The following is a 25100-nucleotide window of genomic DNA, read 5'->3' on the forward strand; positions in this document are numbered from 1 at the left end:
CGAGGAACAGGCCCCCAGGCAGCAGGGCTGGCGCCGAGGAGGAGTGCCAGCAGCAGGCCAAACCCCAGGGCGCCGGGCAAGGGTCCGAATTTCATCGGGGATTCCTGAAGATGCGGCGCATGGCCCATATTCCCATCAATAGTGCATGGACTTCAACTGGGCAAGGCACCGACTCGCCGTAAAACTCCTGCACGCATTTTTGGCCGTCCCATTTTTGGCCGTCCCTTTTCGCCACCCCCAATCGCTGGGCGCACCGCCCTGTTGGTGGTCGGCGACGCCCAAGGGCCTTGGCGCTGGGGCTTTGCGCCTTTTCTTGCCTGCCCGGCGGCTGACGCCTAGAGTGTGCGCGATCGATTCCCACGAGGCTTTCTCATGCGCTTCAGCGCGCTGAACTGGCAGTCCCTCAAGGTCAGGCTGACGAGCCTCACGCTCGCCATCCTGCTGGCAACCTTGTGGTCACACTCCTTTCTCAGCTACCGCAACTTGCGCGACGACCTCGAACGCGTCCTGGGCAATCAGCAGGTTCAGTCGGCGGCCATCGTGGCCAACGAAATAGACCAGGGGCTCAGCCATCGACTGAGCACGCTGGAGACCATCGCCAGCGGCATTCCCACCGACCAGTTGTCGAATCCGCAAGGCTTGCAGGCTCTGCTGGAAAGCCGGCCGATCTTCGGGGAACTCTTCAATGATGGCGTCCGCATCGTCGCACCGGATGGACGGCCGCTGGCTTCGCTGCCCCCCACCCCCGAGCGTATGGCGCCGCTCGATCCGCTGGAGGCCACCCTGGTTGCGGCGCTGCGCGAGGGTCGCAGCAGCGTCGGCCGTCCGGCCATCGGCAAGGGGAGCGACGCCCCCACGCTGGGGATGGCGGCGCCGATTCGCGATGGCTCAGGCCGCATCGTCGCCGCCATCACCGGCAGCACCCGTCTCGGGCAAGCCAGCTTTCTCGACCGCTTGATCGCCCGGCGCAGCGACTCGCAGATCGGCTTTCTGGTCATCTCACCCCAGGACGGAGTCTTCGTCACCGCCACCGACCCCTCGCGCGTCGCCAAGCCGATTCCAGCACCCGGCATCAACGCCATGCATGACCGCTACATGAGCGGTTATCAGGGCTACGGCGTCGCGTTCAATTCCCGCGGGGTGGAGGAGCTGTCAGCCGCCCAGCGGGTGGCCACCACGGCCTGGTTCGTGGTCAGCGTACTCCCTACGGAAGAAGCCTTTGCCCCCATTCATGACCACCGGCGCCAGATCTGGCTGGTCACCCTGTTCCTCTCGGTTCTGGCCTGCGCGCTGACCTGGTGGGTCACGGCGCTGTTGCTGCGCAAAAGGCTCAAGCCCATCCTGGCCGCGGCCCATCAGCTCGAAACGCCCTCCGAGCACCCGACGCTGCCGAACCATCTTCCCATCGTGTGCACCGACGAAATTGGCGAACTGGTCGCGGCGTTCAATGGACTCCTCGATACGGCCCGCGATCGCGAAGCGATGCTGCGCCAGAAAACCGATGACCTGGCGCGGGAGCACCAGATTGCCGACGCGTATGCCAGTCGCCTGGCCGAGGTGAATGCCCAACTCAAGACGCTGATCGAGAGCCTGCCCGACCTCCTGTGGATGAAGGACGCCGACGGCCTCTACCTGGCTTGCAATACGCGCTTCGAGCAGTTCTTCGGCGCCCGCGCGGCGGACATTCTGGGAAGGACAGACTACGATTTCGTCGACCGGGAACTGGCCGATTTTTTCCGCGAGCACGATCGCCGGGCCATGGCCAAAGGGGGACCATCGGTCAACGAGGAATGGATCACCTTCGCCAGCGACGGCCATCGGGAATTGCTGGAGACCACCAAGGTCCCGGTTCATGATCCCCAGGGCAGGCTGATCGGCGTGCTCGGGATCGGCCACGACATCACGGAGCGCAAGCGGAGCGAACTGCTGCTGCTGCAGAGTGAGCAGCGCTACCGCAACCTGCACGAAAGCCTGCGCGACGCCTTCGCCCGCTGCGATCTCACCGGCCGCATCGTCGAGTGCAACCACGCCTTTCTCGATCTGCTTGGCTACGACGAGTCCGAACTCACCGGCCTGAATTTTCGCCAGATCACGCCGCCCCGCTGGCACGAATCCGAAGAGCGCATCCTGCAGGAGGAGGTCTTGGCTTCGGGGGCTTCGCGCGTCTACGAGAAGGAATACGTGCACAAGGATGGCCATCCCATCCCGGTCGAAATACGGACCTGCCTGCTGCGCGACGAGCATGAACAGCCCGTGGGCATGTGGGCCATCATCCGCGACATTTCCGAACGCAAGCACCAGGAAAGCGTCCTGGCAAACCACCGGCAGCATCTCGAGGCCCTGGTCGCCGAGCGGACCTCGGAACTGGTCCTGGCCAAGGAGGTGGCCGAGTCCGGCAGCCGCGCCAAGAGCACCTTCCTCGCCAACATGAGCCATGAACTGCGCACGCCGATGAACGCCATCATGGGCATGACGGCAAGCGCCCTGCGGCGCAGCACGGACCCCGAGATTCGATCCCGGCTGGACAAGGTCATCCAGGCGTCGAAACACCTGCTGACGGTCATCAACGACATCCTCGACCTTTCCAAGATCGAGGCCGAGAAGATGGTGCTCGAGCGCATTCCCTTCACCTTGCGCGGCCTGGTCGACGAACTCGACGTTCTGGTGCGCGAAAAAGCCGATGAAAAGAACATCGAGCTGCGCTTCGTCACCGCCTCGGATTGCGCTGCGGAGACCTTGCACGGAGACGCGGCCAGGCTGCGGCAAATATTGTTCAACCTGCTCGGCAATGCCATCAAATTTACCGATCCCGGCGGATCGATCACGCTGCGCATCGAGTGTCTCGAACGCCACGGGGCCGAGGCCCTTTACCGCATGGAAGTCAGCGACACCGGCATCGGCGTTCCCGAGGACATCCTGCCGCGGCTGTTCAACGCTTTCGAGCAGGCCGACAGCACGACGACCCGCAAATACGGCGGTACGGGCCTGGGGCTCGCCATCTGCAAGCGCCTGGTGCAGCTGATGGGAGGACAGATCGGCGTGCACAGCACGCCTGGCCAGGGCAGCACCTTCTGGCTCACGGCGCGCCTGGGCGTTGGCTCCCCATCAACCGAGGATGGCCCCCCCGGAGGGCGACGCGGCAGCCGAACTCAGCGCCCGCTACGCCGGAACCCCCATTCTGCTGGCCGAAGACGAACCGCTCAATCAGGAAGTGGCGGTCGAACTGCTGACCGGCGTGGGACTGCACGTCGACGTGGCCGGAAATGGCCTGGAGGCCGTCGAACGGGCTCGCGCAAAACCCTACGCCCTGATCATTCTCGATGTGCAAATGCCCCTCATGAGCGGCAACGCCGCCGCCCGGGAAATTCGCACCCTGCCCGGCTACCGGGACGTTCCCATTCTCGCCATGACCGCCAACGCCTTCAGCGAAGATCGCCAGGAGTGCCTGGACGCCGGCATGAACGACCATATCGGCAAGCCCGTCGATCCGGACATGATGTACCGCATTCTGCTGCACTGGCTGTCCGCCGGAGATGGGGGGCAATCCGGGCCGGCGGGCCCTTGATCGGCGGGAAGCCGGACGGACACTGGCACCGGTTGCAAGCCCGCACGACGCGCGGACGCGAGGGCCAATCACCGCAGCCAGACTCCGGCGCATCGAGCCGGACCAATTTCGCCATCGGCTTTCTCTCTCAGCCCCGCAACTTCCGGCTCAGATCGGCCAGTGCCCGCATCTGGGCGGCAACCTGGCCGATCAGCCGGGTGTCGATCAGGTTGCCGTCGGCATCGAAGGCGCCGCCAAAGGCGCTGGCGAAGACTTCCGGCTTATTCACCCCATGCAGGTCGAGGTACACGCAGACCTGGCGCAGGTGGTATTGCGCCCGCGAGGTCCCCATGCCCCCGCCAGCGCCCATGATCGCCGCAGCCTTGCCCGCAAGCAGCGCGTTGTCCGGCTCGCGCGACAGCCAGTCGAGCGCGTTCTTGAGCGCCGGCGCGATCGAGTAGTTGTATTCCGGGCAGGCGAAGACCAGCGCGTCGGCGGCGCGGGCCTGGTCCATCAGCCGCTGCACTGCGGCCGGCCGCTCGGCCAGATCGGCGTTGTAGAAGGGCACCGCCGAGAGGTCGGCGATTGCCATCGTGACGCCCTCCGGCAATTCGGCCATCGCCGCCCGCAAAAGACCCGCGTTGGTCGACTGGCGGCGCAGGCTGCCGCAAATACCCAGCAATTTCAATTCGCGCATGTTTGGTTTCCTGTTCTTCAGTTGGACGAGATCGGGGTGCGGGGACCGCGACCGGGAGGCGGAGTCCCTCGCAAGGATAGGCATGCAAGGGCCACCGAGCGAGTGTCTTCGCTCCCGCAAATCTGGGTCAAGCTGGAAGCTGGGGATGCGCATGCCGATGTTTTGGCTTCGTCATCACCAATCAACCTCGCTTATAGATCAGATTGAAGGGATCGCTACCGGCCCAATGGTAGGGAGCCACATGGGGTATCCGGGATTTTGGACGATACGAAGAATTGGACTTCGCTTGCCATTCGGATGTGTTTATTTCTCGATGGACTGACGGCAGTCCGATACTTTGCCGGGGGATGGAAATTCAGCAGCCATCGATGAAATATCCTCGCTCCTGTAAAGCATCGCCAAAAGGATAGGAAATTCAACCGCCGTCGGTGATGCGTCCTCGCTCCTGCACACCATCGTCAACCGGGCATTTGCGCGAAATCGCTCTTTGCGCCGCGGAACATCCGCCGCCCTGTCACGCCTGAGGCGTGAGCGCTCTCGCGGGGCGGCTTCAGCAACCCTCTCCGGGCGCCGGCTTTGTGTGTGCCCCAGCGTACCGAACTGCTGAGGGGCGGCGTGTAGTCTGGACTTATCCCCATCCCCGAGGAGACACAGATGAATACCGCAACCTTCAAACCGACACCGGAAAACACCCAGCCGACCTGGAAATGCGAGGATTACAAAGGCAAGCAAATGCATGTCTGCACCCAGAGGAGCGTCCATGAAAACGCCAGCCTTTCCGGACACGGCGACCAATGGACCTTCAGCGTCAAGATCACCAACCAGAGCAACATTCCGATGCCCTACAAGAGCGCTAGCGCCGCCTCGGACCCCGCACTTTTCTACACCACGCAAGCCATTGCCGAAGACATGGGTTTCCTGAAAGGCCGGGAGTTGATCGACGGAGCCTGAAAAAGGATAGGAAATTCAACCGCCGTCAGTGATGCGCCCTCGCTCCTGCACACCGTCGTCAGCCGGGCATTTGCGCGAAATCGCTCTTTGCGCCGTGGAACATCCGCCGCCCTGTCACGCCTGATCACTACCCGGCCGCCTCCCACAACGGCGGGATCAGCACGGCACAGAAATCCAGAAGTTCGAGGGGCGTCAAAACCGCTGGCGCTCCCGCCCTTGCCGGTCCTCGCCTTCGCTACGCACGCTGGCGTCGAGGGCGAAACCGCCGCCGTGCTCGCAGGGGCGCAGGGCTTCTCCATCGGCCTTGTCCAGCAGGCCGCGCCGGATGAAGAGGCTCACAACTCGGTTGGCGAGGGTCACCTGGAGTTGTGCCTGCGCCTCCGGGGTCAGGCGTGCCTGCAGTTCGGCGTCGCCAAGGTGATAGCGCAACCGTTTGGGGAGGGAGAGAACCCCTTGCCGGACCGGCAAAGCGGGGAAAACCTGATCGACCAGATGGGCCGCCGTTTCAACCATGCACCGGGGGGTGCAGGAGGAGGAGACACCTCGACCCTTGCAGGAATAGGCGCGGGGCGATTCGACACCCGGGAGTTGTCCTGGCTGCGGTCGTGGTAGAAGTCCGCCAGGTCCGGCAACTGCGCCTGGTAGAAGGCTTCGATGGCCGCCAGCTCACCGTCCCGGAGCGGCTGGTGGAAGGTCTGGACCAGCAGGGCGTCGCCCTAGTAGTCAGTCAGATAGGTTCAGCTATGTTCGGCACGCCCCGCATCCCCGCTCGCGTTGTCGCTCATCCTCGCCATAGCATCGGCTATGGCTGCGGTTCGCTTCGCGCGATCGGGGCGCGGAGACGCGCCTCGGCATCGACGCAAACCTATCTGACTGACTACTAGCGGTCGATGGCCAGGCCGTCATAGCCCTCGGCGCTACCGTGGAACAGGCGGTAGGCAGTGGTGCCCTCGCCGGCGCAGCGGGCAAGGAGCCCCTGGCGGGCGGCCAAGGCGGCGGCCAGGCGTTCGGGGAGGTCGACGGGGGATGAGGACAAGGCGGTTCCTTGGGGCACGGCGGCGTTCATGAGGGCAGGCGGAATTGTGCCTGAAGCTGGCCCACCGCATCGGCGGCGCCGCGCACCCGGAAAAAGGCCCCCTCGCCATCTGCGCGCTCCTCCAGCACCTGGCAGCTCCGGTAGAGCTGGCCGCGGAATTCCTGGGCGGACCAGGGAAGGAAGATCTCGGCTTCGACCAGATCCTGCTGGAAGAAGGCGACGATGGCGCGATGCAGCTTCGCCACATCGTCGGGCCGGCGGGCGCTCATGACGATGCAGTCGGGGTATTGGGCGCGCAATTCCGCTTCCCGTTCAGCCTGGGCGGCGGCGTCGCCGACGTGGTCGATCTTGTTGAAGACCCGTAGGCGCGGCACGGCATCGGCGCCGATTTCTTCCAGCACGCGGTCGGTAACCTCCCGCTGCCGCTCGCAGCCGGGATCACTGGCATCGATGACGTGCAGGAGCAGGGAAGCGTCGAGGGCCTCGTCCAGGGTGGATTTGAAGGAGGCCACCAGCCCGTGGGGCAGGTTCTTGATGAAACCGACCGTATCGCTGACCAGCACCCGGGGAACGCTTTCCGGGTACAGGGTGCGTACCGTGGTATCGAGGGTGGCGAAGAGCTTGTTGGCCACCAGCACCTCGCTGCCCGTGAGGGCCCGCATAAGGGTGGACTTGCCGGCGTTGGTGTAGCCGACCAGGGCGACCCCGGCCAGCCCCTGGCGCTCCTGGCGTCGGGCGCGCTGGGTCTTGCGCTCAGCGTCCATGGCAACGATTTCCAGCTGCAACTCGGCGATGCGGTCGCGAATCTTGCGGCGATCCAGCTCGGTGTGGGATTCGCCAGCCCCGCGGCCGCCGACCCCGCTCCGCTGCCGCCCCTGGGAGCCGGCCAGCTTGGCGGCTTCGCGCAGGCGGGGCGCCATGTAACCCAGGCGGGCGATTTCCACCTGGGCCTTGGCGGCCCGGGAGCGGGCGTTGCGATGGAAGATTTCCAGGATGACCATGGTCCGGTCCATCACGGCGCAGCCGGTTTCCTTTTCGAGGTTGCGGGCCTGGGAGGGGGAAATCTCGTGGTCGACAAGGATGGCGTCGATGCCGCCGGGCTCGGCCTCATCGTTGATGAAGGCGCTGATTTCCTCGCGCTTGCCGACGCCGAGATAGGCGGTCTGGTCGAAGCCCTGGCGCTTCTGGACGAAAGTCCGCACCACAATAAAGCCGAGAGTCTTGGCCAGCTCCCGCAACTCGGTCAGGGAGGCGTCGAATTCGGCGTCGCTGACGGTGGGTAGCTGGACGGCCGCTACCACCGCTTGGCTGGGTTTCTCGTTACCTTCTCGTTGCATGCCGGTCGTTTTTTCTCGCGTGTACCGCCGAGGCACGGGTCATTCGATTGGGGCAAATCCGTAGTACGAACCGTAGGCTGACGGAGACGGCTCGTAGGCGGCAACCTTGATGGCGTCGGCCAGGGTGACCTGGTTGGTGAAGCCGTCGACGCCGCCTTCCTCGCCCAACCATCGCGCTTCGACTTCGCTTTCGCTCAGGCCGTGCAGGTTGAGATTCCTGTCGAAACGCTCCGAACGGTACTCGAAAGCCATGTCATGGGCGATGAACAGGGTGTGGGGGCAGGCGGTGATGCGCGTCTCGTCCACCGGGTCGGCACCCATGACCCGGGTGCCGCAAAAGGGGCAATGCACGGGGGTGTAGTAGTAAGTCTTGAGTTCGGTTCGCTGGATGGCGTTTTTCATGGGGTACTCCTTCTCGCTTTGGCGCAGCCGGCATTGGCCGCCGCTGCGGTCAATGCCGGGCAGCGTGCCGGGCCGGCGTCAGCCAGCCTGTTTGAGGTTTGTCGCGGTACGACTGGGATGCGCTGGACGCGCGCCCCGACGGTGGTCAGGGCAGCGGGAAGGTCAGGCCGGCTGGATATTGCTCGCCTGCTTGCCCTTGGGGCCGGTGGTCACATCGAAACTGACGCGCTGACCTTCGGCCAGGGACTTGAAGCCCGCCGAATTGATCGCGGAAAAGTGGGCGAAGAGGTCTTCGCCGCCACCGTCCGGGGTGATGAAGCCGAAACCTTTTGCGTCGTTGAACCACTTGACGATGCCTGTTGCCATGTCTTGAATCTCCAAAAAATAAAAGGGTTGTTCCCCTGAGAGGGGCGCGATCAAGACGGCGAGGTAAGGCTGGGGGAGTGGCGACGCTGAAAGGCGAGGGCTAAACCGACGAGACAACAACACTACTTGAAATTCGCTGCGCTGCACAATACGCGCTATTGGGGCGAATAGCAAACCGTGCGCAGCAAAAATCCTTTGTAGACAAATAAATAGCGCCTATTGCGGACCATTTGAGCGACGCGCCGACGGTCCGCTTGCCGGGCGCCGGTCGAAGAGCGGTATACCTGGGGCTTCGACCAGCTCAGCCCGAACGGAGTGGCGGATGGCAGGCGTTCTGGTGCGGGGATGGGCGACGGGCATGGATCGGCTACGAGCGGCTGGCTATGTTGCGAAACGAAAGGCAAACGCCGCATTCCAACGCGCCTGGCATGTGTTGGCGCTACGAGGACATCACCACTGGCAATCGCGGTCGGTCAGAAAACTGAGAAATCGGGGAAGATCAGGAATTTCTTGCCTTCGCGAGCACATCAATGCGGAACACAAGACGTTGCCCCGAGCGAGGGAAAGGACGGGCTCTCTCTTACGCAGAATCGTGGTCCGTCCCCGGAAATGCCGCGTCCCCGGAAATGCCGCCCGGAAATGCCGGAAATGCGCGTCCCCGGAAATGCTATCCATCAAATTCCAAGACTGAAATTATCGCCGATCGCGGAAAATGTCCGACAGGCTGCTAGCGGTGTCGGCAGCGTTGGGCGCGCGCCCCCTGCCCGGCCAAACCGGACTGCCAAATGCTACGGTCGGTGGCAAAAACAGGCAATAACCGAAACCGGGCGTTCGGCAAAGGCCAAACAGTCAGCAGACGTTGACCCGGCAATCGATGCCCTGGCTTGCACCGGCCGAGCTCGTTAGCCGACCGCCGGGATCGCTCGCGCCAGCAGTTGCCTCTATCAAGGAGGCAAACTCTGCCGGCGACAGCCGGGCGGGGCGAAGGGCCGGTAGCGATGCCGCCGTTTCGGCCAGCGACCGTATCTGCCCGGCTTCACACAAATTCCGATCTCGCTCCGAACGATCGGCGCAGTTTTTCTGGGCCTGCAATTTGGCCATCTGGCCCAGCCCGAGCAGGCTTGTCGGTGCTTGATTCCGGATTTCGTGGGCGGCCGATGCGCCAGCCATGCCAAGCAATAACATCAAGACCAGGATTTTCGTCATTGAATTGACCTCTTTATCGATGACTACCTGCCTGTGTTCGGGCGAAAAAGCCGCGCACAGGCTTGAGCGTTATTCAGCATCGACCGTGCCACGCCATGCCACCCCATGAAATCAGCCACTTGGAATCGATTCCAACTATCCCAGCGCGCAAACGGGGCATAAACCCAAACCCAGCGGGTGATTTCGCCCGGTTTTCCCCAACGGCATTGCCGCTACGGGTGCACGCGCAAGGCCCTACAATGCCGACTCAACCTCCCCGAGCAATCGCCGGATTTGTACCCCGCAAGGAAATCATGACCAAACCATTCGCATCAATGCTTCTTGCCGTGACGACGGCTTTCTGGATCGGCACTGCCGCTGGCGACGAACATGGGCACGCGCATCCGCATTTCTCGCCGGACGTCGATGCCTTTCATTCGCTGCTCGCGCCGCTGTGGCATGCCCGTCCGGGCAAGACGCGCAGCCAGAACGCCTGTAGCAGGGCGGGAGATTTGGCTAAGAGTGCGGCGGATATCCGCTCGGCCAACGCGACAGCGCTGGTCGCCGCCATCCACCGCCTGCAATCCACCTGCAAAGGCAGCAAGCCGGCCGCGGTCGATGCGGCCTTCTTCGACGTCCATGAGGCCTTTCATCACCTGATCGATGCCCAGCCATCAGGCTCGGCAGGCTGATCTAGGTCTTGCCGGTGCCATCCGGTCAATCGGCTGAAGGATAGCGAATTCAACCGCCATCGATGAAATATCCTCGCTTCTGCAAACCATCGTCAACCGGGAATTTGCGCGCAATCGCTGTTTGTGCCGTGCAACATCCGCCGCGCTGTCAGCGCTGTCACGCCCGAGGCCTGCGAGGCGCCGGTTGTTGGGCGTTTCGCGGGCCTCAGGCGTGAGCGCTCCCGTCGGGCGGCTTCAGCAGCCCTCGGCTACCAGGCGATGCGCTGATCGAATTCGAACTCCGGACACGGCTGCGCCAGCGGATCGGCGTCGCGCTGTCCGGCCGCCTCCCACAGCGGCGGGCCGTGCGCCGGGGCCAGTTTGGGCGGCGCTATCGCCTCGCCCAGGTGAAGCAGGATCTCCCGGATCGCCTCGCCATTGTCGATGAAGGCGATGATCCGCATGGCGCCGCCGCACTTCGGGCAGATGAGGGGAAACACTTCATAAATGCGCGCCAGCAAGAGTGCCCACGCATAACGCGCCGCCCGGCAGGCGCCACTTTCCTCCGCCACGGCATTCGCCTCGGCCGGCACTGGCTTTGGCGCCCCCGCCAGCGCTGTGACAGCCTCTCGCAGCGACGCATTGGGCGCCAGCACACCGTAGTAACGATGCGGGTGGCGCCGGGGCGGCGGGATCAGCGCGGCGAGGCGGTCCAGAAGTTCGAGGGGCGTCAGAACCTGGCTGACGCGCCCATCCGGCCCCGGCTTGGGGCTCTCATAGACGAGGTGGTCCGCATCGATCTGCCGCAGCCGTTCCTGCGCAAAGGCCGGGCGGGCGCAGTAGCGCAGCAGGCGCTCCCCCTTGCCGGTCCTCGCCTTCGATGCGCACGCTGGCGTCGAGGGAGAAACCGTCGCCGTGCTCGCAGGGGCGCAGGGCTTCTCCATCGGCCTTGTCCAGCAGGCCGCGCCGGATGAAGAGGCTGACGCTGCGTCAGGCGTTAAAACGCCACGACAGCCCTCAACTGCCCGGCAACTCGCAAGCCTCGGTCCATGTCGCGGACTCGCGCTGCGACATCAGTCTCTCAAGCAAGTCCCAAGCCTGGTCTGCATACCCCGCGGCGGCGGCGCTCACGCCCTCCCCCAGTTCGAAGCGCTCTCCCCGCACGCAGAGGACGAAGCACTCCGGCGCCGGCCCCCGGCAGGTTTGGTTGAAAACCCGCAGGACGGCGCCGGGTTCCAGGGCGTGGGTGCTGCTGCCGAGATCGGCGGCGGGTTGCAGGCGGGTGAAGGTGTGGGGAGCTGGGGTGCCGCTGCCGGCGTCGATGAAGAGGGCCAGGCGGCGGCCTTCCAGGTCGAGGGCGTGCTCGATGTTGAGCTGGAAGTCTTCGATCAGTTCCACCTCGCCGGCCCGGCCGTTGGCCTGGAGCCAGGTTTCGAGGCGCTCCAGCAGCAGGGGGCCGAGGGCGTCGTCGCCGCGGCTGGGGTTGCCGACGGCGATGACGACGACGGGGGCGGTCATGTCTGTCTGGCGAGCGGGAATTCGCTTGCCCGGTCAGGCGGGCGGGGCATCCTGCGCTTCGACAGGCTCAGCCCGAACAGAGGTTGGCTGGTCCGCGCCCCGGCTCAGACTATGGACCACGCTGCCGTCCGCATCGACCAGTTCCACCTGCAGCGGCATCTTGCCCAGGGCATGGGTGGCGCAGGAGAGGCAGGGGTCGAAGGCGCGGATGGCGACTTCGATGTGGTTGAGGAGCCCCTCGGTGACTTCCCGCCCGTGCAGGTAGCGGCGGGCCACATGGCGCACGGCTTCATTCATGGCCTGGTTGTTGTTGGTGGTGGAGACGATGAGGTTGGCCATGGTGACGATGTCGTTTTCATCCACCCGGTAGTGGTGGAAGAGCGTGCCGCGGGGGGCTTCGATGACACCCACGCCGTCGGTCTGGCGCTCGCCCTGGACCATGAGCTCGCTGCCCAGGATGTCGTCGTCGTGGAGCAGTTCCTTGATGACTTCGACCGCGTGCAGCATTTCGATCATGCGCGTCCAGTGGTAGGCCAGGGGCGCGTGCATGGGGGTGCCGCCGGCGTAATCGACGAATTCCTTGCGTTCGTGCTCGGCGAAGGGGGTGGGGATCTGGTCACAGTTCTGCACCCGGGAAAGCGGCCCCACCTTGTACCAGCCATGCTCCTTGCCGATGGCCCGCAGGTAGGGAAATTTCATGTAGCTCCAGGGTTTCACTTCTTCTTCGATGTACTTGCCATACTCCTGGTAATCGACGCCGTCGAAGAGGATGGCGCCGTTGTCGTCCCGGGTGCGCAGGGTGCCGTGGTAGAAGTCCAGGTCGCCGTCATGGCCGACCAGGGACATGAAGTTGGAGCGGAAGATGCCGAAGCTGTTGTAGAGCCCCGGGTCCTGCATGTGCACTTTCTGGATGAGATGCACGGCGTCCCGCGCCCAGCCGATGATGGGGTAGATGTCCTTGAGCAGGCCGTCGCGCTCGGCGACGGTGAGGGATTTGTTCACCCCGCCCGGCACCGAGCCGGTGCCGTGGATGCGTTTGCCCGCGGTGACGCGAATCACCTCCTGGCCGAACTTCCTGAGCAGTACCCCCTGGCGGGCGATCTCCGGGTGCTCCTGGGCGACGCCGACGATGTTGCGGCGGGTGAGGTCGGAATCGAAGCCGAAGAGCAGGTCCGGGGAGCACAGGTGGAAGAAGTGCAGGGCGTGGGACTGCATCATCTGGCCATAGTGCATGAGGCGGCGGATCTTCTCGGCGGTGGGCGTCAGTCGCTTGGCGCCGACGATGACGTCCATGGCCTTGGAGGCGGCGATGTGGTGGGACACCGGGCAGATGCCGCACAGGCGCTGCACCATCACCGGCACCTCCCAGTAGGGGCGGCCCTGGATGAACTTTTCGAAGCCCCGGAATTCGACGATGTGCAGGCGCACCTGGTGCACCTTGTTCTGGTCGTCCAGCAGCAGGGTCACCTTGCCGTGGCCCTCGACGCGGGATACGGGGTCGATGGCCACCCGGCGGAGTTTTTCGGGGTGTTGGGCGGTTTCGAGTTGGTAGGTCATAGGGCCTCCATGATTCTTTCGGTAACTGAGCATGCTGATGCCGTTCGCCCCGAGCCTGTCGAAGGGCGGTTCATCCCGGGCTTCGACAGGCTCAGCCCGAACGGGGAGCAACCTAAGCGCGTTGGAGTCAGCTCAGTCATAGTGCATCAGACCGTGGCCCAACTCGGGTTCGCGGCCCGCCAGCAGGTCGGTGAGCACCTTCCAGATGGCGTCGCCGGAGGGCGGGCAGCCGGGGATGAAATAGTCGATCTTCACCACCTCGTGGATGGGGTGCACCTTGTTGAGCGGCAGGGGCAGTTCCGGGTCGTTGGGGATGAGGCCGTTGGCCAGCCCCGGGCTGGTGTGATAGACCTCTTCCAGGATGGTGGACAGCGGCAGGTGGTTGCGCTGGGCCGGCAGGCCGCCATTCACCGCGCAGGCGCCCAGGGCGATGAGAATCTTGCAGTGCTTGCGGAACTCCCGCAGCACATGGACGTTCTCGGCATTGCACAGGCCGCCTTCGATGAGGCCGATGTCGCAGCCCTCGCTCACGGTCTTGATGTCGGTCAGCGGCGAGCGGTCGAACTCGATGTGCTCGAGCAGGGTGAACAGCCGCTCGTCGATATCGAGGAAGGACATGTGGCAGCCGAAGCAGCCGGCCAGCGACGTGGTGGCGACGCGCAGCTTCTTTTTGACCGGGGCGTCCATCAGTTTTCCTCCTTGACCAGCACTTCGCCGATGGGCGCCTTGTCGAAGGTGCGCTCGCCGATGGGCACCGCGAAGCCGCGGCGCTTTTTCAGAATCACCCCCACCGGGCAGACGTGGGCCGCCTTGTCGGCGAGGGTGAAATCGGTATCGGCCAGGCGACCGGACTTGGCATTGACGATGAGATGGGTCTTGATGCCCCGGCCCGAGAGGGCGAAGACGTTCTTGCCATCCACGTCCCGGCTGGCCCGCACGCAGAGGGAGCAGAGGATGCAGCGATTGAAGTCGAGCAGCACCTCGGGGTGTGAGGCATCCACCGGCCGGTCGGGAAAGAAGTGGTCGAAATGGGGCGACATCATGCCCAGGTGGTAGGCGGTGGCCTGCAGCTTGCAGTCGCCGCTCTTCTCGCAGGAGGGGCAGAAGTGGTTGCCTTCCACGAAGAGCATCTGGGTCAGGGCCCGGCGCTCGGTGTTGAGTTCTTCGGAGTCGCTTTCCACCCGCATGCCGGCTGCCGCCCGCATGGTGCAGGAGGCGGTCTGGCGGCCGTTGACCTTGACCGTGCACAGCTTGCAGGAGCCGTGGGGCTTGAATTCCGGGTGGTAGCAGAGGTGGGGAATGAACACCCCGGCCTTGCTGGCGGCCTGGAGGATGGTTTCGCCGTCTTCGAAGGGTACGGCCTTGTCGTCGAGGGTGAAGGTCTGGCTCATGATGTTTTTTCCTCGCCGAATGCTTCGGGAACGATGTGGGCCCCCGGGTCGTCGCGGCCCGTCATCTGGCGGGCCGCAGCCAGGGCCCGGTCGAGGTCGAAGGCCGGGGCGAAGTCGGTGTGCTCCAGGCGCCGCTCGTAGGCCGGGCGGAACTTGGCGATGGTGTCCAGCACCGGGTTGCAGGCGGTGTGGCCCAGGCCGCAGTGGCTCATGGAGAGCAGAATCTGGTTGAGCTTTTCGATCTCGGTGAAGTCGTAGGGCGAACCGTGGCCGTTGTGCAGCTTGTCCATGAGGTTCTTGAGGAGCGAGGTGCCCACCCGGCAGGGGGTGCAGAAGCCGCAGCTCTCGTGCTGGAAGAAATGCACGAAATTGCGCGCCACCTCGAACATGTCGCGGCTGTGGTTGAAGACCATGAAGGCGCCGGCGGTGGGCAAATCCTCGAAGCCGATGCGCCGGTCGAACTCCTCGGCACTGACGCAGATGCCGGAGGGGCCGCTGATCTGCACGGCCTGGACGTCTTTCGCCCCGCAGTCTTGCAGCACCTGGCGCACGGGAACGCCGAAGGGGTATTCGTAGATGCCGGGCCGGGCACAATCGCCGGACACCGAGAGAATCTTGGTCCCCGCCGACTGTTTGGTGCCGATGCCGGCATACCAGTCGCCACCGTTGAGGGCGATGAGGGCGGCGGCGGCGTAGGTCTCGACGTTATTGACCACCGTCGGCTGGTCCAGATAGCCGTTGGTCACCGGGAAGGGCGGGCGGTTGCGGGGGGTGCCCCGCTTGCCTTCCAGGGATTCGATGAGGGCCGACTCCTCGCCGCAGACGTAGGCGCCGGCACCGAGGTGGATTTCGAGGTCGAAATCGGCGCCGGGAATCCCGAGGATGTCGGCGCCCAGCAGCCCGGCCTCCCGCCGGCGTTGCAGCACGGCGTTGAGGGGGTCGAGGAGGTAGCGGTATTCGCCGCGCAGGTAGAGGAAGCCGCGGCGGGCGCCCAGAACGTAGGCGGCCACGGTCATGCCCTCGAACACCAGGTCGGCGTGGGCGGTGAGGAGCACGCGGTCCTTGAAGGTGCCGGGTTCGCCCTCGTCGGCATTGCAGACGACGAAGCGCTGCTGGCCGGCCTTGAGGGGCGCGTTGCGGCAGGCCTCCCACTTCAGGGCGGTGGTGAAGCCGGCACCGCCACGACCCCGCAGATTGGAGCGACGGATTTCCTCCAGCATGGCGGCGGCCCCGCCTTCGCTCCTGCCGGGGGCGCGGGCGACCATGGCCTGGAGCGCGGCGCCGGGGGCCGGGTTGGGCCCGAGGAGCAGATCGGCCCGCTGCACGTTGTCGGTGACGGCGAAGAACTCCGCCGGCCAGTCGGCCAGGGGCGCGCCATCGCGCACCAGGTCGGCGATGGCGTCGATGCGCGCTTCGGTGAGCCGGGTGATGGCCAGGTTATTGACCAGCATCGCCGGTCCCTGGTCGCACATGCCGGTGCAGGAAGTCTTGTCGACGCTCACCAGACCGTCTTCGGACACCTTGCCGGGTTCGATCCAGAGGGCGGCGCACAGGCGCTCCATGAGGGCCATGTTGCCCCCCATGCGGTCGGTGATGTTGTCCGAAAAGAGGATGCGGTAGCGGCCCCGGGGCCGGGTGTAAAAGAAGGAATAGAAGCCGGCGACCCCTTCGATCTTGGTGCGCGGCACGCCGAGAACAACCTGCAGGCGGTCGATGGCTTCCGGGGGGATCCAGTCGCAGGCTTCCTGCACTTCGCGCAGGATCTGCACCAGGCAGGTGGGATCCCGCCGGTAGCGCTGGGCGACGCGGTCGACGATGCCGGCGACCGCCGCGCCGTGGAGTTCGGGCCATGCCATACCAACCTCCCTGGGAATCAGTTCTTGTGTACGAAAACCTAGCAGTTTCCGGGCCTGATATCTTGGGCCAGATCAAACCGGCTCCTGTTCGCCGACCCGCTTTGCCTTCGGCATGGATTGTGCACCACGGATGCCGGGTGTTTGAAGAAACATTGAAGACGTATCGATGACACACCGATGAAATCCGGCGCCGCTATCCTGCCTCCGGCCGTTGTTTGCTGCATCGCAGCACCCTATACTTGAAGCAGAGAGGCGCCGCGAGCGCCGCCAACCAGGGAGAAGGCCATGAGCCAGAGCACCACGGAACGACGCTACCTCGTCAACAAGACTTTCGACGAGATCAATATCGGCGACCACGCCACCCTGCAACGCACCTTGCGCCCCGAGGACGTCAAGCTCTTTGCCGTCATGACCGGGGATGTGAACCCGGCCGTGGTCGATCCGGAATACGCCGAAAGCGGCATGTTCCGCGAGGTCATCGCCCACGGCATGTGGAGCGGCTCTCTGATCTCGACCGTCCTCGGCACCCAGTTCCCGGGGCCGGGCACCATCCTCGTCGATCAGACCCTGCACTTCGCCCGCCCGGTGACCATCGGCGACACCATCACCATCACCATCACGGTGCGCCAGAAATTCGCCCATAACCAGCACGTCCTCTTCGACTGCGTCTGCACCAACCAGGAGAATCTGCAGGTGGTGAAGGGCACCGCCGAGGTGCTTGCCCCCAGCGAAAAAATTTCCCGCTTCCAGGAAATCCACATGCCCGACGTGCGCATCGACGACAAGCACGAGCGCTACGAGCACCTGCTTTCACGGGTGAAGGGCCTGGAGCCCATCCCCACCGCCGTGGCCCACCCCTGCGACGCCGAGTCCCTCAAGGGGCCGGTCATCGCCTACCAGGAGGGCATCATCGAACCCATCCTGGTCGGGCCGGAAGCCAAGATCCGCGCGGTGGCCGAAGAGAATGGCCTCGACCTTTCCGGCATCCGCATCGTCAATTCCAAACACAGCCACGATTCGGCGGCCATCGCCGTGTCCCTCGTGCGCAACGGCGACGCCGAAGCCCTCATGAAGGGCAGCCTGCACACCGACGAACTGATGAGTGAAGTGGTGTCCCGGGCCAACGGCCTGAGGACGGCGCGGCGCATCAGCCACGTCTTCCTCATGGACGTGCCCACCTACCACCGGCCGCTGCTCATCACCGACGCCGCCATCAACATCGCGCCGACCCTGGAAGATAAGGTGGATATCATCCAGAACGCCATCGACTTCGCCCAGATCATCGGCATCCCCGAGCCCAAGGTGGCCATCCTCTCGGCGGTGGAAACGGTCAATCCCAAGATTCAATCGACCCTCGACGCCGCCGCCCTGTGCAAAATGGCCGACCGGGGCCAGATCAAGGGCGGCATCCTGGACGGCCCCCTGGCCTTCGACAACGCCGTCTCCATCGTCGCCGCCAAGACCAAGGGCATCCGGTCCGCCGTGGCCGGCCATGCGGAGATCCTGGTGGTGCCCGACCTGGAATCCGGCAACATGGTGGCCAAGCAGCTCGAATACCTGGCCAACGCCCTCACCGCCGGCATCGTGCTGGGCACCTCGGTGCCCATCGTGCTCACCAGCCGCGCCGATACGGCCGAAACGCGCACCGCCTCCTGCGTCATCGCCGCCCTCATCGCCCACAGCCGCCGAAAGCCCCTCTGATGAATCGCGGCATCCTGACCATCAACGCCGGCTCCTCGTCCATCAAGTTCGCCCTCTTTCCCCTGGGGCAGGAGCTCTCGCCCCAGGCCGAAGTCGCCGGGCAGATCGACGGCCTGGGCACCGCCCGAGCGCTCTTTACCGCCCGGGACCGGGACGGAGCCCCCCTGGCCGAGATCGCCATACCCGGCGAGAACGTCGATCACGGGCGGGCCTTCGATTTCCTCCTGCGCTGGTTCACCGACCATGAAGCCGCCTGGCAGATCGCCGCCGTCGGCCACCGCGTCGTCCATGGCGGCGAGCACTTCGCCGAGCCGACGGTCATTGACGCCCCCATCCTGGAGCGCCTGGCCGGCTACGTCACCCTCGCCCCCCTGCACCAGCCCCACAACCTGGCCGGCATCCGAGCCCTGCAAGCCCTGCTTCCCGGCGTCCCCCAGGTGGCCTGCTTCGATACCGCCTTTCACCGCAGCAATCCCGCCGTGGCGCAGACTTTCGGCCTGCCCCGGGCGCTCACCGCCGAAGGCGTGCGCCGCTACGGCTTCCACGGCCTTTCCTACGAATACATCGCCCGCGTCCTGCCGCAGCACAGTTCCAGGGCCGACGGCCGGGTGGTCGTCGCCCACCTCGGCAACGGCGCCAGCATGGCGGCCCTGGTCGCCGGCCGGGGCGTCGCCTCGACCATGGGTTTCACCGCCATCGACGGCCTCGTCATGGGCACCCGTACGGGCGCCCTGGACCCGGGCGTACTGCTCTACCTGATGGACAACAAGGGCCTGGGGGTCAAGGAGCTGACCCGGTTGCTGTACAAGGAATCCGGCCTCCTGGGTGTCTCCGGCCTTTCCCAGGACATGCGCACCCTGCTTGCCTCCGACCGGCCCGAGGCCGCAGAGGCGGTGGACCTCTTCTGCTACCGCATCGTGCGCGAACTGGGATCCCTGGCCGCCGCCGCCGGCGGCGTGGATGTCCTGGTGTTCACCGGCGGCATCGGCGAACACGCCGCCGAAGTGCGCCGCCGCGTCTGCGCCCGATGCGCCTGGCTGGGCATCACCCTGGACGACGGCGCCAACGCCCGCAACGCCCTCCACATCGGCAGCGGCCCCACCGAAGTGCTGGTCATCCCCACCAACGAGGAATGGATGATCGCCGACCATACGCGGAGTGTGCTGGGGCTCTGAGCCCCGGTGGCAGACCCGACAAACCGTGCAAAACACACATTCGTGCTCGATATGCACGGATGAATCCGCGATTTGCGCGGCCGACTTACAGCGGAAATTTCAGCGTTGAAAAAGCCCGCCCTGCCTGCACTGCGCGGTGTTCGATGGCTGATGCGGACACAATCCAGCCTTTCTGTTCAAGAAAGATCAGAAAGGCGCGTGTGCTGATCTTCTGACAGGAGTCGGGGATCAGAAAGCTCGTGCGGGCAATCCTGTGATCCTCGAACAGGAACACGCCAAGCTTTGGCGGCACCACAAGGGCGAAGGCGTTCATCGTTTCTTGAACGGCCAACTCGCCCAGGTTGTTCTTCCTCGGAGCAGGGTTCGCCGCACTGGCCTGCTGAAAGTGCGCAAAGGTCTTGGTTGGCAGGATGGGTATCTGCCTGGCGGCGGCCCATTCAGCCAGTTTGTTGCTGGTCGGCGTCTGGTTGCGGGTGACTTCGTGCAGCACCATGTCGACCAGCATGACCGTCCAGCCTGGCTTGAACAGGACATCGAGCGCGTCGGCGTAGGCGAGCGTGATGAGCGGCCCGGCGTCGGGCAACAAGGCAACATCTTTGGGGGACGGCACGGTGGGTTCAGGCTGTCGGCAAGGACTTCAACTGCTCCACCATGTCCTGCGTCGTCGCGTCGGCCAGCCTCGGCATCGGCAAGTGGGCCTGTGCCATGAGCAGGAACAGGTCTTCCTCGCTGTCGATGCCCAGTGCCCGCATGGCTTCGTCGTCCGCTATTCGGCCTAGCGAAAAATCGAGCAGCACCTTGAAGTTCTGGTTGGCGGTCGACTCCGATGCCTCAAAGGTCTCGACCAGATAGCGCAGTTCGGCGTTGAACAGGGCGTTGATCGAGGTATCGGACTTGGCGGCGATCACCTTGGCGCGCCTGAGCAGGTCGCGATCAACGGAGCCGGTGAAATTGACGGTGTTGGCCATGGGGGGCCTCCCGGGGCGAGTTAACACATGAGTAAGTGTAGCACGTAATAATGTGCCGCCTGAGCCGCAAGCGTCTCGGCGGGCTCGCCACTCCGACGCCAAGCCCCCGTTCCTGGCCGCGTGCGCTGGCCGCTGTGACTCGCACCAGGAAAACCGGGGCTTAGTCCCGGTCTTGCCGCCTGCGACAATCTGCCGCAGCGCCGAAAAGCCGCCCCCCCTTAAAATGCGGGACTCCAGCTTCCCGGTCCGCGCAAGCCCTCCATGCCCTCCCCTCGCCTCACCCTTGCCCTCGGCGGCCTTGCCCTGGCCGCCAATGCCCACGCTTCCTGCGGGTCCGCCTTCTGTGTCCTCAACACCGACTGGGACGTGGTGGCCGCCCAGACCACGCCGGGTCGCGCCAGCGTCGATCTGCGCTTCGAGTACATCCCGCAGAAGGCGCTTTTCTCGGGGAGTTCGCGGATTTCAAGACGTTCGGTGGTCGATGAGGAAGCCGTCGAGACGCGCACCCTGAACCGCAATTTTTCAGCCTCCCTCGACTACGCCCTCACGGCCAACTGGGGTGTGATGCTCACCCTGCCCCTGGTGAGTCGTTCCCATAGCCATGTGGCGGAACCCGACGTAGATCCCCATCGCGAATCCTGGGATTTCTCGCGCCTGGGCGATGCCCGCATCCTCGGCCGCTACCAGGCGCCCCTGGGGGAGAACACCAGCGGCGGCATCCAGTTCGGCTTCAAGCTCCGCACCGGCAGCACCCACCTGGCCAATGGCGACGGCGACCGGGCCGAACGCTCCCTGCAACCGGGCACCGGCAGCACCGATGCCGTCCTGGGGGTGTTTTACGCCTACCGGCCCAAGTTCGTCGGCCTGAGCTGGTTTGCCCAGGCTCAGGTCCAGGCGGCGGTGGCCACCCGGGACCACTACCGCCCGGGCAGCCAGTTTTCGGCCTCCCTGGGATTTTCCGCCCCCCTCGGGGAGCGGGTGTCCTTCCTGCTCCAGGGCAACGGCCTGGTCAAGGGAAGGGATACCGGCGCCCAGGCCGAGCCGGAGCTGAGCGGCGGCCGCTATCTTTTCCTCAGCCCGGGCATCGGCGTCAACCTGAGCCCGGCAAGCCGCCTCTACGGCTACCTCCAGGCCCCCCTCTACCGCCACGTCAACGGAATTCAACTCACGGCGGACTGGTCTGCGGTACTGGGCTACACCCAGCGTTTCTGACCCGCCCCACCCTCCAGAGCCTCCCGTCCCCAGGATGGGAGGCTTTGTTTTTGTGGCCTTTTTTTCGCACCAGCCACACGTCCCTCCGCCTGCCAAAAGCGCAACATCTAGTCAACGTCTTGCATCGACCTACTAGATATAGTAGCTTAGAAAAAACGGGCCAGCATGAGTCCGTCATCCGATAAACCACCTGGAGGAGCGACCATGAGTCCTGTTGCCGAACAACTTTCCCTCACCGACATCCCCGCCGCACCGGCGATTCCTCCCCTCCAGGAGCAGGAAATTTCCGGCGAGGTGCTGATCGAGAAGTACGCCAAGGGCAAGGAAACCAACGTTCACGACGTGCGCAAGCGCGTGGCCTGGGCCCTGGCCCAGGTGGAGGTCGAAAAGGACCGTGGCCCCTGGGAAGCCAAGTTCCTGTGGGCCCAGGAAAACGGCTTCGTGCCTGCCGGCCGCATCAATTCCGCCGCCGGAACCGACCTCCAGGCCACCCTGATCAACTGCTTCGTGCAGCCGGTGGGCGATTCCATCGTCGAAACCACCGACGGCAAGCCCGGCATCTACACCGCTCTGGCCCAGGCCGCGGAAACCATGCGCCGGGGCGGCGGTGTCGGCTATGACTTCTCCAGCATCCGTCCCCAGGGCGCCCATGTGAAGGGCACCCAGTCCCGCGCCTCCGGCCCCGTTTCCTACATGCGCGTCTTCGACCGCTCCTGCGAGACCGTGGAATCGGCCGGCGCCCGCCGCGGCGCCCAGATGGGCGTGCTGCGCTGCGACCACCCGGACATCGAGGATTTCATCCACGCCAAGGACAAGGGCGACCTGACCAATTTCAACATCTCCATCGGCGTCTCCGACGCCTTCATGCAGGCGGTGGATGGCGACGCCGACGTGGAACTGCTGCACCGCGCCGAGCCCAATGCGGAAATGAAGTCCTCCGGCGCCTACCAGCGGGATGACGGCCTGTGGGTCTACCGCAAGGTCAAGGCCCGCGACCTGTGGGATCAGGTGATGAAATCCACCTACGACCACGCCGAACCGGGCATCCTTTTCCTGGACCGCATGAACAAGGACAACAACCTCAATTACTGCGAAGTGATCGAGGCCACCAATCCCTGCGCCGAACAGCCCCTGCCCCCCTACGGCTGCTGCTGCCTGGGATCCATCAATCTGACCCTGTTCGTCAAGGATGCCTTCTCCGACAAGGCCGCCTTCGATTTCGACGCCTTCGGCGAAGTGGTGCGCGTCTCCACCCGCATGCTGGACAACGTCCTGGATGCCACCCACTGGCCGCTGGAGCGTCAGGCCCAGGAAGCCGCCAACAAGCGCCGCGTCGGCCTGGGCTATACCGGCCTGGGCGATGCCCTGGCCATGCTGCGCCTGCGCTACGACAAACCGGAAGCCCGCGCCATGGCGGCGCGCATTTCCGAGTACATGCGCGACACCGCCTACCTCTATTCCGTCGATCTGGCCAAGGAGCGGGGCGCCTTTCCGCTGTTCAACGCCGAGCTGTACCTTTCCGGCGGCAATTTCGCTTCCCGCCTGCCCAACGACATCAAGACGGAAGTGAGAAAGCACGGCCTGCGCAACAGCCATCTGCTGTCCATCGCCCCCACCGGCACCATTTCGCTGGCCTTTGCCGACAACGCTTCCAACGGCATCGAACCCCCCTTCTCCTGGACCTATAGCCGCAAGAAGCGCATGCAGGATGGCACCCTCAAGGAGTATTCGGTCGAGGACTACGCCTGGCGCTACTACAAGCACATCGGCGGCGACGTGAGCAAGCTGCCCGACTACTTCGTCACCGCCCTGGAGATTTCCGCCAAGGCCCACGCCGACATGGTCGCCGCCGTGGCGCCCTTCATCGACACCTCCATTTCCAAGACGGTCAACGTCCCCGCAGACTACCCCTACAGCGACTTCCAGGATCTCTACATGCAGGCCTGGAAGGCCGGCCTGAAGGGTCTGGCCACCTACCGGCCCAACAGCGTGCTGGGCTCCGTGCTCTCCGTCGAATCCGCCAACAGCGCCGCCAAGGCCGAGGCCGCCCCGACGCAGGACGCCAAGGCGCCCCAGGATTTCGTCACCACCGACGCCAACCGCCGCCTGGAAATCAAGAACCTGCCGGCCCCCGTGCTGGCCAGCCTGCGCTGGCCCGGCCGCCCCAGCCTGCCGGAAGGCAACCTGTGCTGGACCTACATGATCGACTCGCCCATCGGCAAGTTCGCCCTCTTCGTCGGCCATGTGGAATCGGAAGGCCGCACCTGGCCCTTCGAAGTGTGGGCCAACGGCCCCGCCGAACCCCGCGGCCTGGGCGCCGTCGCCAAGACCCTGTCCATGGACATGCGGGCCAACGACCACGGCTGGCTGGAGATGAAGCTCGAAGCCCTGGCCAGGACCCCCGGCGATTCTTTCGAACTGCCCATGCCGCCCTACGGTGAAAGGAAGCGCGTGCCCTCCGTGGTTTCCGCCATGGCCCAGATCATCCAGTGGCGGGTCGAGCAGTTGGGCGCCCTCAGGCACGACGGCCCCACCCCGGTGAAGGACGCCCTATTCAGCACCAAGGAACCGAAGACCGGCACCGACGGCACCCTGTCCTGGACGGTCGACGTCAGCAATGCCTCCACCCAGGAAGACTTCGTCCTAGGCCTCAAGGAAATCACCCTGCCCGACGGCGTCACCCGTCCCTACTCCATGTGGCTGGCAGGCAACTACCCCCGCGCGCTCGACGGCCTGTGCAAGCTCCTCGCCATGGACATGCGCGTCCTCGATCCGGCCTGGATCGGCATGAAGCTGCGCAAATTGCTGGACTACCCCGAGCCCCTGGGTCACTTCATGGCCTTCATCCCGGGAACACGCAAGCAGCAGACCTACCCCTCCACGGTGGCCTACATCGCCCGCCTCATCATCCACCGCTACGCCATGCTCGGTATCCTCGACGAGGAAGGCTTCCCCCTGCAGCAGATGGGCATCCTCAAGGCCCCGGAAGACGCCAGCAACAGTGTGCTCCCCACCCAGGGCAAGCTGTGCGGCGAATGCGGCAACCACACCATGATCAGGAAGGACGGCTGCGACTTCTGCACCGCCTGCGGCGCGGTGGGGAGCTGCGGCTAAGCGGTCTGCACCGACAGAGCCCTCCCGACCGGGAAGCCCCAAGGCGGACGCCTTGGGGCTTTTTCATGCGGCAGCGCACCTTACTGTGTCATTGCACAATCGCTATTGCACGTCACCATGATTTCGTAGCAGGTGCTTCCTGCCCGATTCGGCGAGCCCCAAGGCATTCCCGAAGCGTATAACTTTTGGCTTATTGCATTCCAAAGAAAACCCTACGCGGCAGCCGGATTGGGGCCTGCTCTATGATGCGGATGGTGGCATCAAGGGCTTGTTCAGCCTTCACGATGGCCAGCCCATCAAGCAGGGGAGCTTTCGCCCCGCCGACGCGATTCTCTCCGGGGCTCGCAGCTTCCGGGACTGGCATTTCATCTACGAACCCCCAACGCCTCAAGCGACCCCAGGCAACGGTGCCGCAGTTC

21 protein-coding genes are annotated in these 25100 nt (G+C 64.8%); 7 read left to right on the plus strand and 14 right to left on the minus strand.

What is annotated here, in order from left to right:
- The first annotated feature begins 372 nt into the window (after window positions 1-372).
- Both IPM73_11195 and IPM73_11200 read left to right on the plus strand, forming a co-directional pair.
- A complete protein-coding gene (locus tag IPM73_11195) occupies window positions 373-4005 on the plus strand; it encodes a PAS domain S-box protein (GenBank protein MBK8918578.1) in 3633 nt (1210 codons plus the stop codon).
- An 890-nt stretch (window positions 4006-4895) separates the two neighbouring features.
- On the plus strand, window positions 4896-5192 hold the full coding sequence (locus IPM73_11200) for a hypothetical protein (protein MBK8918579.1): 297 nt from the start codon (window positions 4896-4898) through the stop codon (window positions 5190-5192).
- A gap of 192 nt (window positions 5193-5384) precedes the next feature.
- Here IPM73_11200 and IPM73_11205 read toward each other — a convergent pair whose 3' ends face one another.
- The 6 genes from IPM73_11205 to IPM73_11230 form a co-directional block, all read right to left on the minus strand.
- Window positions 5385-5705 (minus strand): hypothetical protein, encoded by a 321-nt coding sequence (locus IPM73_11205; GenBank protein MBK8918580.1) that lies wholly within the window; start codon window positions 5703-5705, stop codon window positions 5385-5387.
- A gap of 367 nt (window positions 5706-6072) precedes the next feature.
- On the minus strand, window positions 6073-6228 hold the full coding sequence (locus IPM73_11210; protein ID MBK8918581.1) for a hypothetical protein: 156 nt from the start codon (window positions 6226-6228) through the stop codon (window positions 6073-6075).
- Window positions 6229-6254: 26 nt separating this feature from the next.
- The gene (gene hflX / locus IPM73_11215; GenBank protein ID MBK8918582.1) at window positions 6255-7565 is read right to left on the minus strand and encodes a GTPase HflX; all 1311 of its coding nucleotides are present in this window, start codon (window positions 7563-7565) and stop codon (window positions 6255-6257) included.
- 39 nt (window positions 7566-7604) lie between these two features.
- The gene (locus IPM73_11220; GenBank protein ID MBK8918583.1) at window positions 7605-7967 is read right to left on the minus strand and encodes a hypothetical protein; all 363 of its coding nucleotides are present in this window, start codon (window positions 7965-7967) and stop codon (window positions 7605-7607) included.
- Between the two features lie 162 nt (window positions 7968-8129).
- Window positions 8130-8333, minus strand: coding sequence for a cold-shock protein (locus IPM73_11225; protein MBK8918584.1), 204 nt, complete (start codon window positions 8331-8333; stop codon window positions 8130-8132).
- 849 nt (window positions 8334-9182) lie between these two features.
- Window positions 9183-9539, minus strand: coding sequence for a hypothetical protein (locus tag IPM73_11230; protein ID MBK8918585.1), 357 nt, complete (start codon window positions 9537-9539; stop codon window positions 9183-9185).
- A 293-nt stretch (window positions 9540-9832) separates the two neighbouring features.
- Here IPM73_11230 and IPM73_11235 point away from each other — a divergent pair, with 293 nt between their 5' ends.
- Window positions 9833-10210 (plus strand): hypothetical protein, encoded by a 378-nt coding sequence (locus IPM73_11235; protein ID MBK8918586.1) that lies wholly within the window; start codon window positions 9833-9835, stop codon window positions 10208-10210.
- A 248-nt stretch (window positions 10211-10458) separates the two neighbouring features.
- Here IPM73_11235 and IPM73_11240 read toward each other — a convergent pair whose 3' ends face one another.
- From IPM73_11240 to IPM73_11265, 6 genes are all read right to left on the minus strand, one after another.
- The gene (locus IPM73_11240) at window positions 10459-11133 is read right to left on the minus strand and encodes a transposase (protein ID MBK8918587.1); all 675 of its coding nucleotides are present in this window, start codon (window positions 11131-11133) and stop codon (window positions 10459-10461) included.
- Between the two features lie 73 nt (window positions 11134-11206).
- Window positions 11207-11707, minus strand: a complete 501-nt coding sequence (locus IPM73_11245) for a hydrogenase maturation protease (protein MBK8918588.1) — start codon at window positions 11705-11707, stop codon at window positions 11207-11209.
- A gap of 33 nt (window positions 11708-11740) precedes the next feature.
- Entirely contained in the window at window positions 11741-13264 is a 1524-nt protein-coding gene (locus tag IPM73_11250; protein ID MBK8918589.1) for a Ni/Fe hydrogenase subunit alpha, read from the minus strand.
- Between the two features lie 132 nt (window positions 13265-13396).
- Entirely contained in the window at window positions 13397-13951 is a 555-nt protein-coding gene (locus IPM73_11255; protein MBK8918590.1) for an NADP oxidoreductase, read from the minus strand.
- Window positions 13951-14655: a (2Fe-2S)-binding protein gene (locus IPM73_11260; GenBank protein MBK8918591.1), complete on the minus strand. Its 705-nt coding sequence runs from the start codon at window positions 14653-14655 to the stop codon at window positions 13951-13953. Before IPM73_11260 ends, IPM73_11255 begins: the two co-directional genes overlap by 1 nt.
- Window positions 14652-16511 (minus strand): NAD(P)H-dependent oxidoreductase subunit E, encoded by a 1860-nt coding sequence (locus IPM73_11265; protein ID MBK8918592.1) that lies wholly within the window; start codon window positions 16509-16511, stop codon window positions 14652-14654. Before IPM73_11265 ends, IPM73_11260 begins: the two co-directional genes overlap by 4 nt.
- A 285-nt stretch (window positions 16512-16796) precedes the next feature.
- On the opposite strand from IPM73_11265, the gene IPM73_11270 reads away from it, so the two are divergent.
- Together IPM73_11270 and IPM73_11275 are read left to right on the plus strand one after the other, a co-directional pair.
- On the plus strand, window positions 16797-18212 hold the full coding sequence (locus IPM73_11270; protein ID MBK8918593.1) for a bifunctional enoyl-CoA hydratase/phosphate acetyltransferase: 1416 nt from the start codon (window positions 16797-16799) through the stop codon (window positions 18210-18212).
- Window positions 18212-19387 (plus strand): acetate/propionate family kinase, encoded by a 1176-nt coding sequence (locus tag IPM73_11275; GenBank protein MBK8918594.1) that lies wholly within the window; start codon window positions 18212-18214, stop codon window positions 19385-19387. Before IPM73_11270 ends, IPM73_11275 begins: the two co-directional genes overlap by 1 nt.
- Window positions 19388-19472: 85 nt before the next feature.
- Here the strand turns inward: IPM73_11275 and IPM73_11280 are convergent, their stop codons facing one another.
- Together IPM73_11280 and IPM73_11285 are read right to left on the minus strand one after the other, a co-directional pair.
- On the minus strand, window positions 19473-19997 hold the full coding sequence (locus IPM73_11280) for a hypothetical protein (protein ID MBK8918595.1): 525 nt from the start codon (window positions 19995-19997) through the stop codon (window positions 19473-19475).
- 7 nt (window positions 19998-20004) lie between these two features.
- Window positions 20005-20355 carry a hypothetical protein gene (locus IPM73_11285; protein MBK8918596.1) on the minus strand — a complete coding sequence of 117 codons (351 nt, stop codon included), beginning with the start codon at window positions 20353-20355 and terminating at the stop codon, window positions 20005-20007.
- Window positions 20356-20616: 261 nt separating this feature from the next.
- Between IPM73_11285 and IPM73_11290 the strand changes: the two genes are divergently transcribed.
- Together IPM73_11290 and IPM73_11295 are read left to right on the plus strand one after the other, a co-directional pair.
- On the plus strand, window positions 20617-21567 hold the full coding sequence (locus IPM73_11290) for a hypothetical protein (GenBank protein ID MBK8918597.1): 951 nt from the start codon (window positions 20617-20619) through the stop codon (window positions 21565-21567).
- 204 nt (window positions 21568-21771) lie between these two features.
- Window positions 21772-24681: an adenosylcobalamin-dependent ribonucleoside-diphosphate reductase gene (locus tag IPM73_11295; GenBank protein ID MBK8918598.1), complete on the plus strand. Its 2910-nt coding sequence runs from the start codon at window positions 21772-21774 to the stop codon at window positions 24679-24681.
- Window positions 24682-25100 lie beyond the last annotated feature (419 nt).

The organism is Betaproteobacteria bacterium (assembly GCA_016720065.1).
In the GTDB taxonomy this organism is placed as follows: Bacteria; Pseudomonadota; Gammaproteobacteria; order Burkholderiales; family Rhodocyclaceae; genus SSSZ01.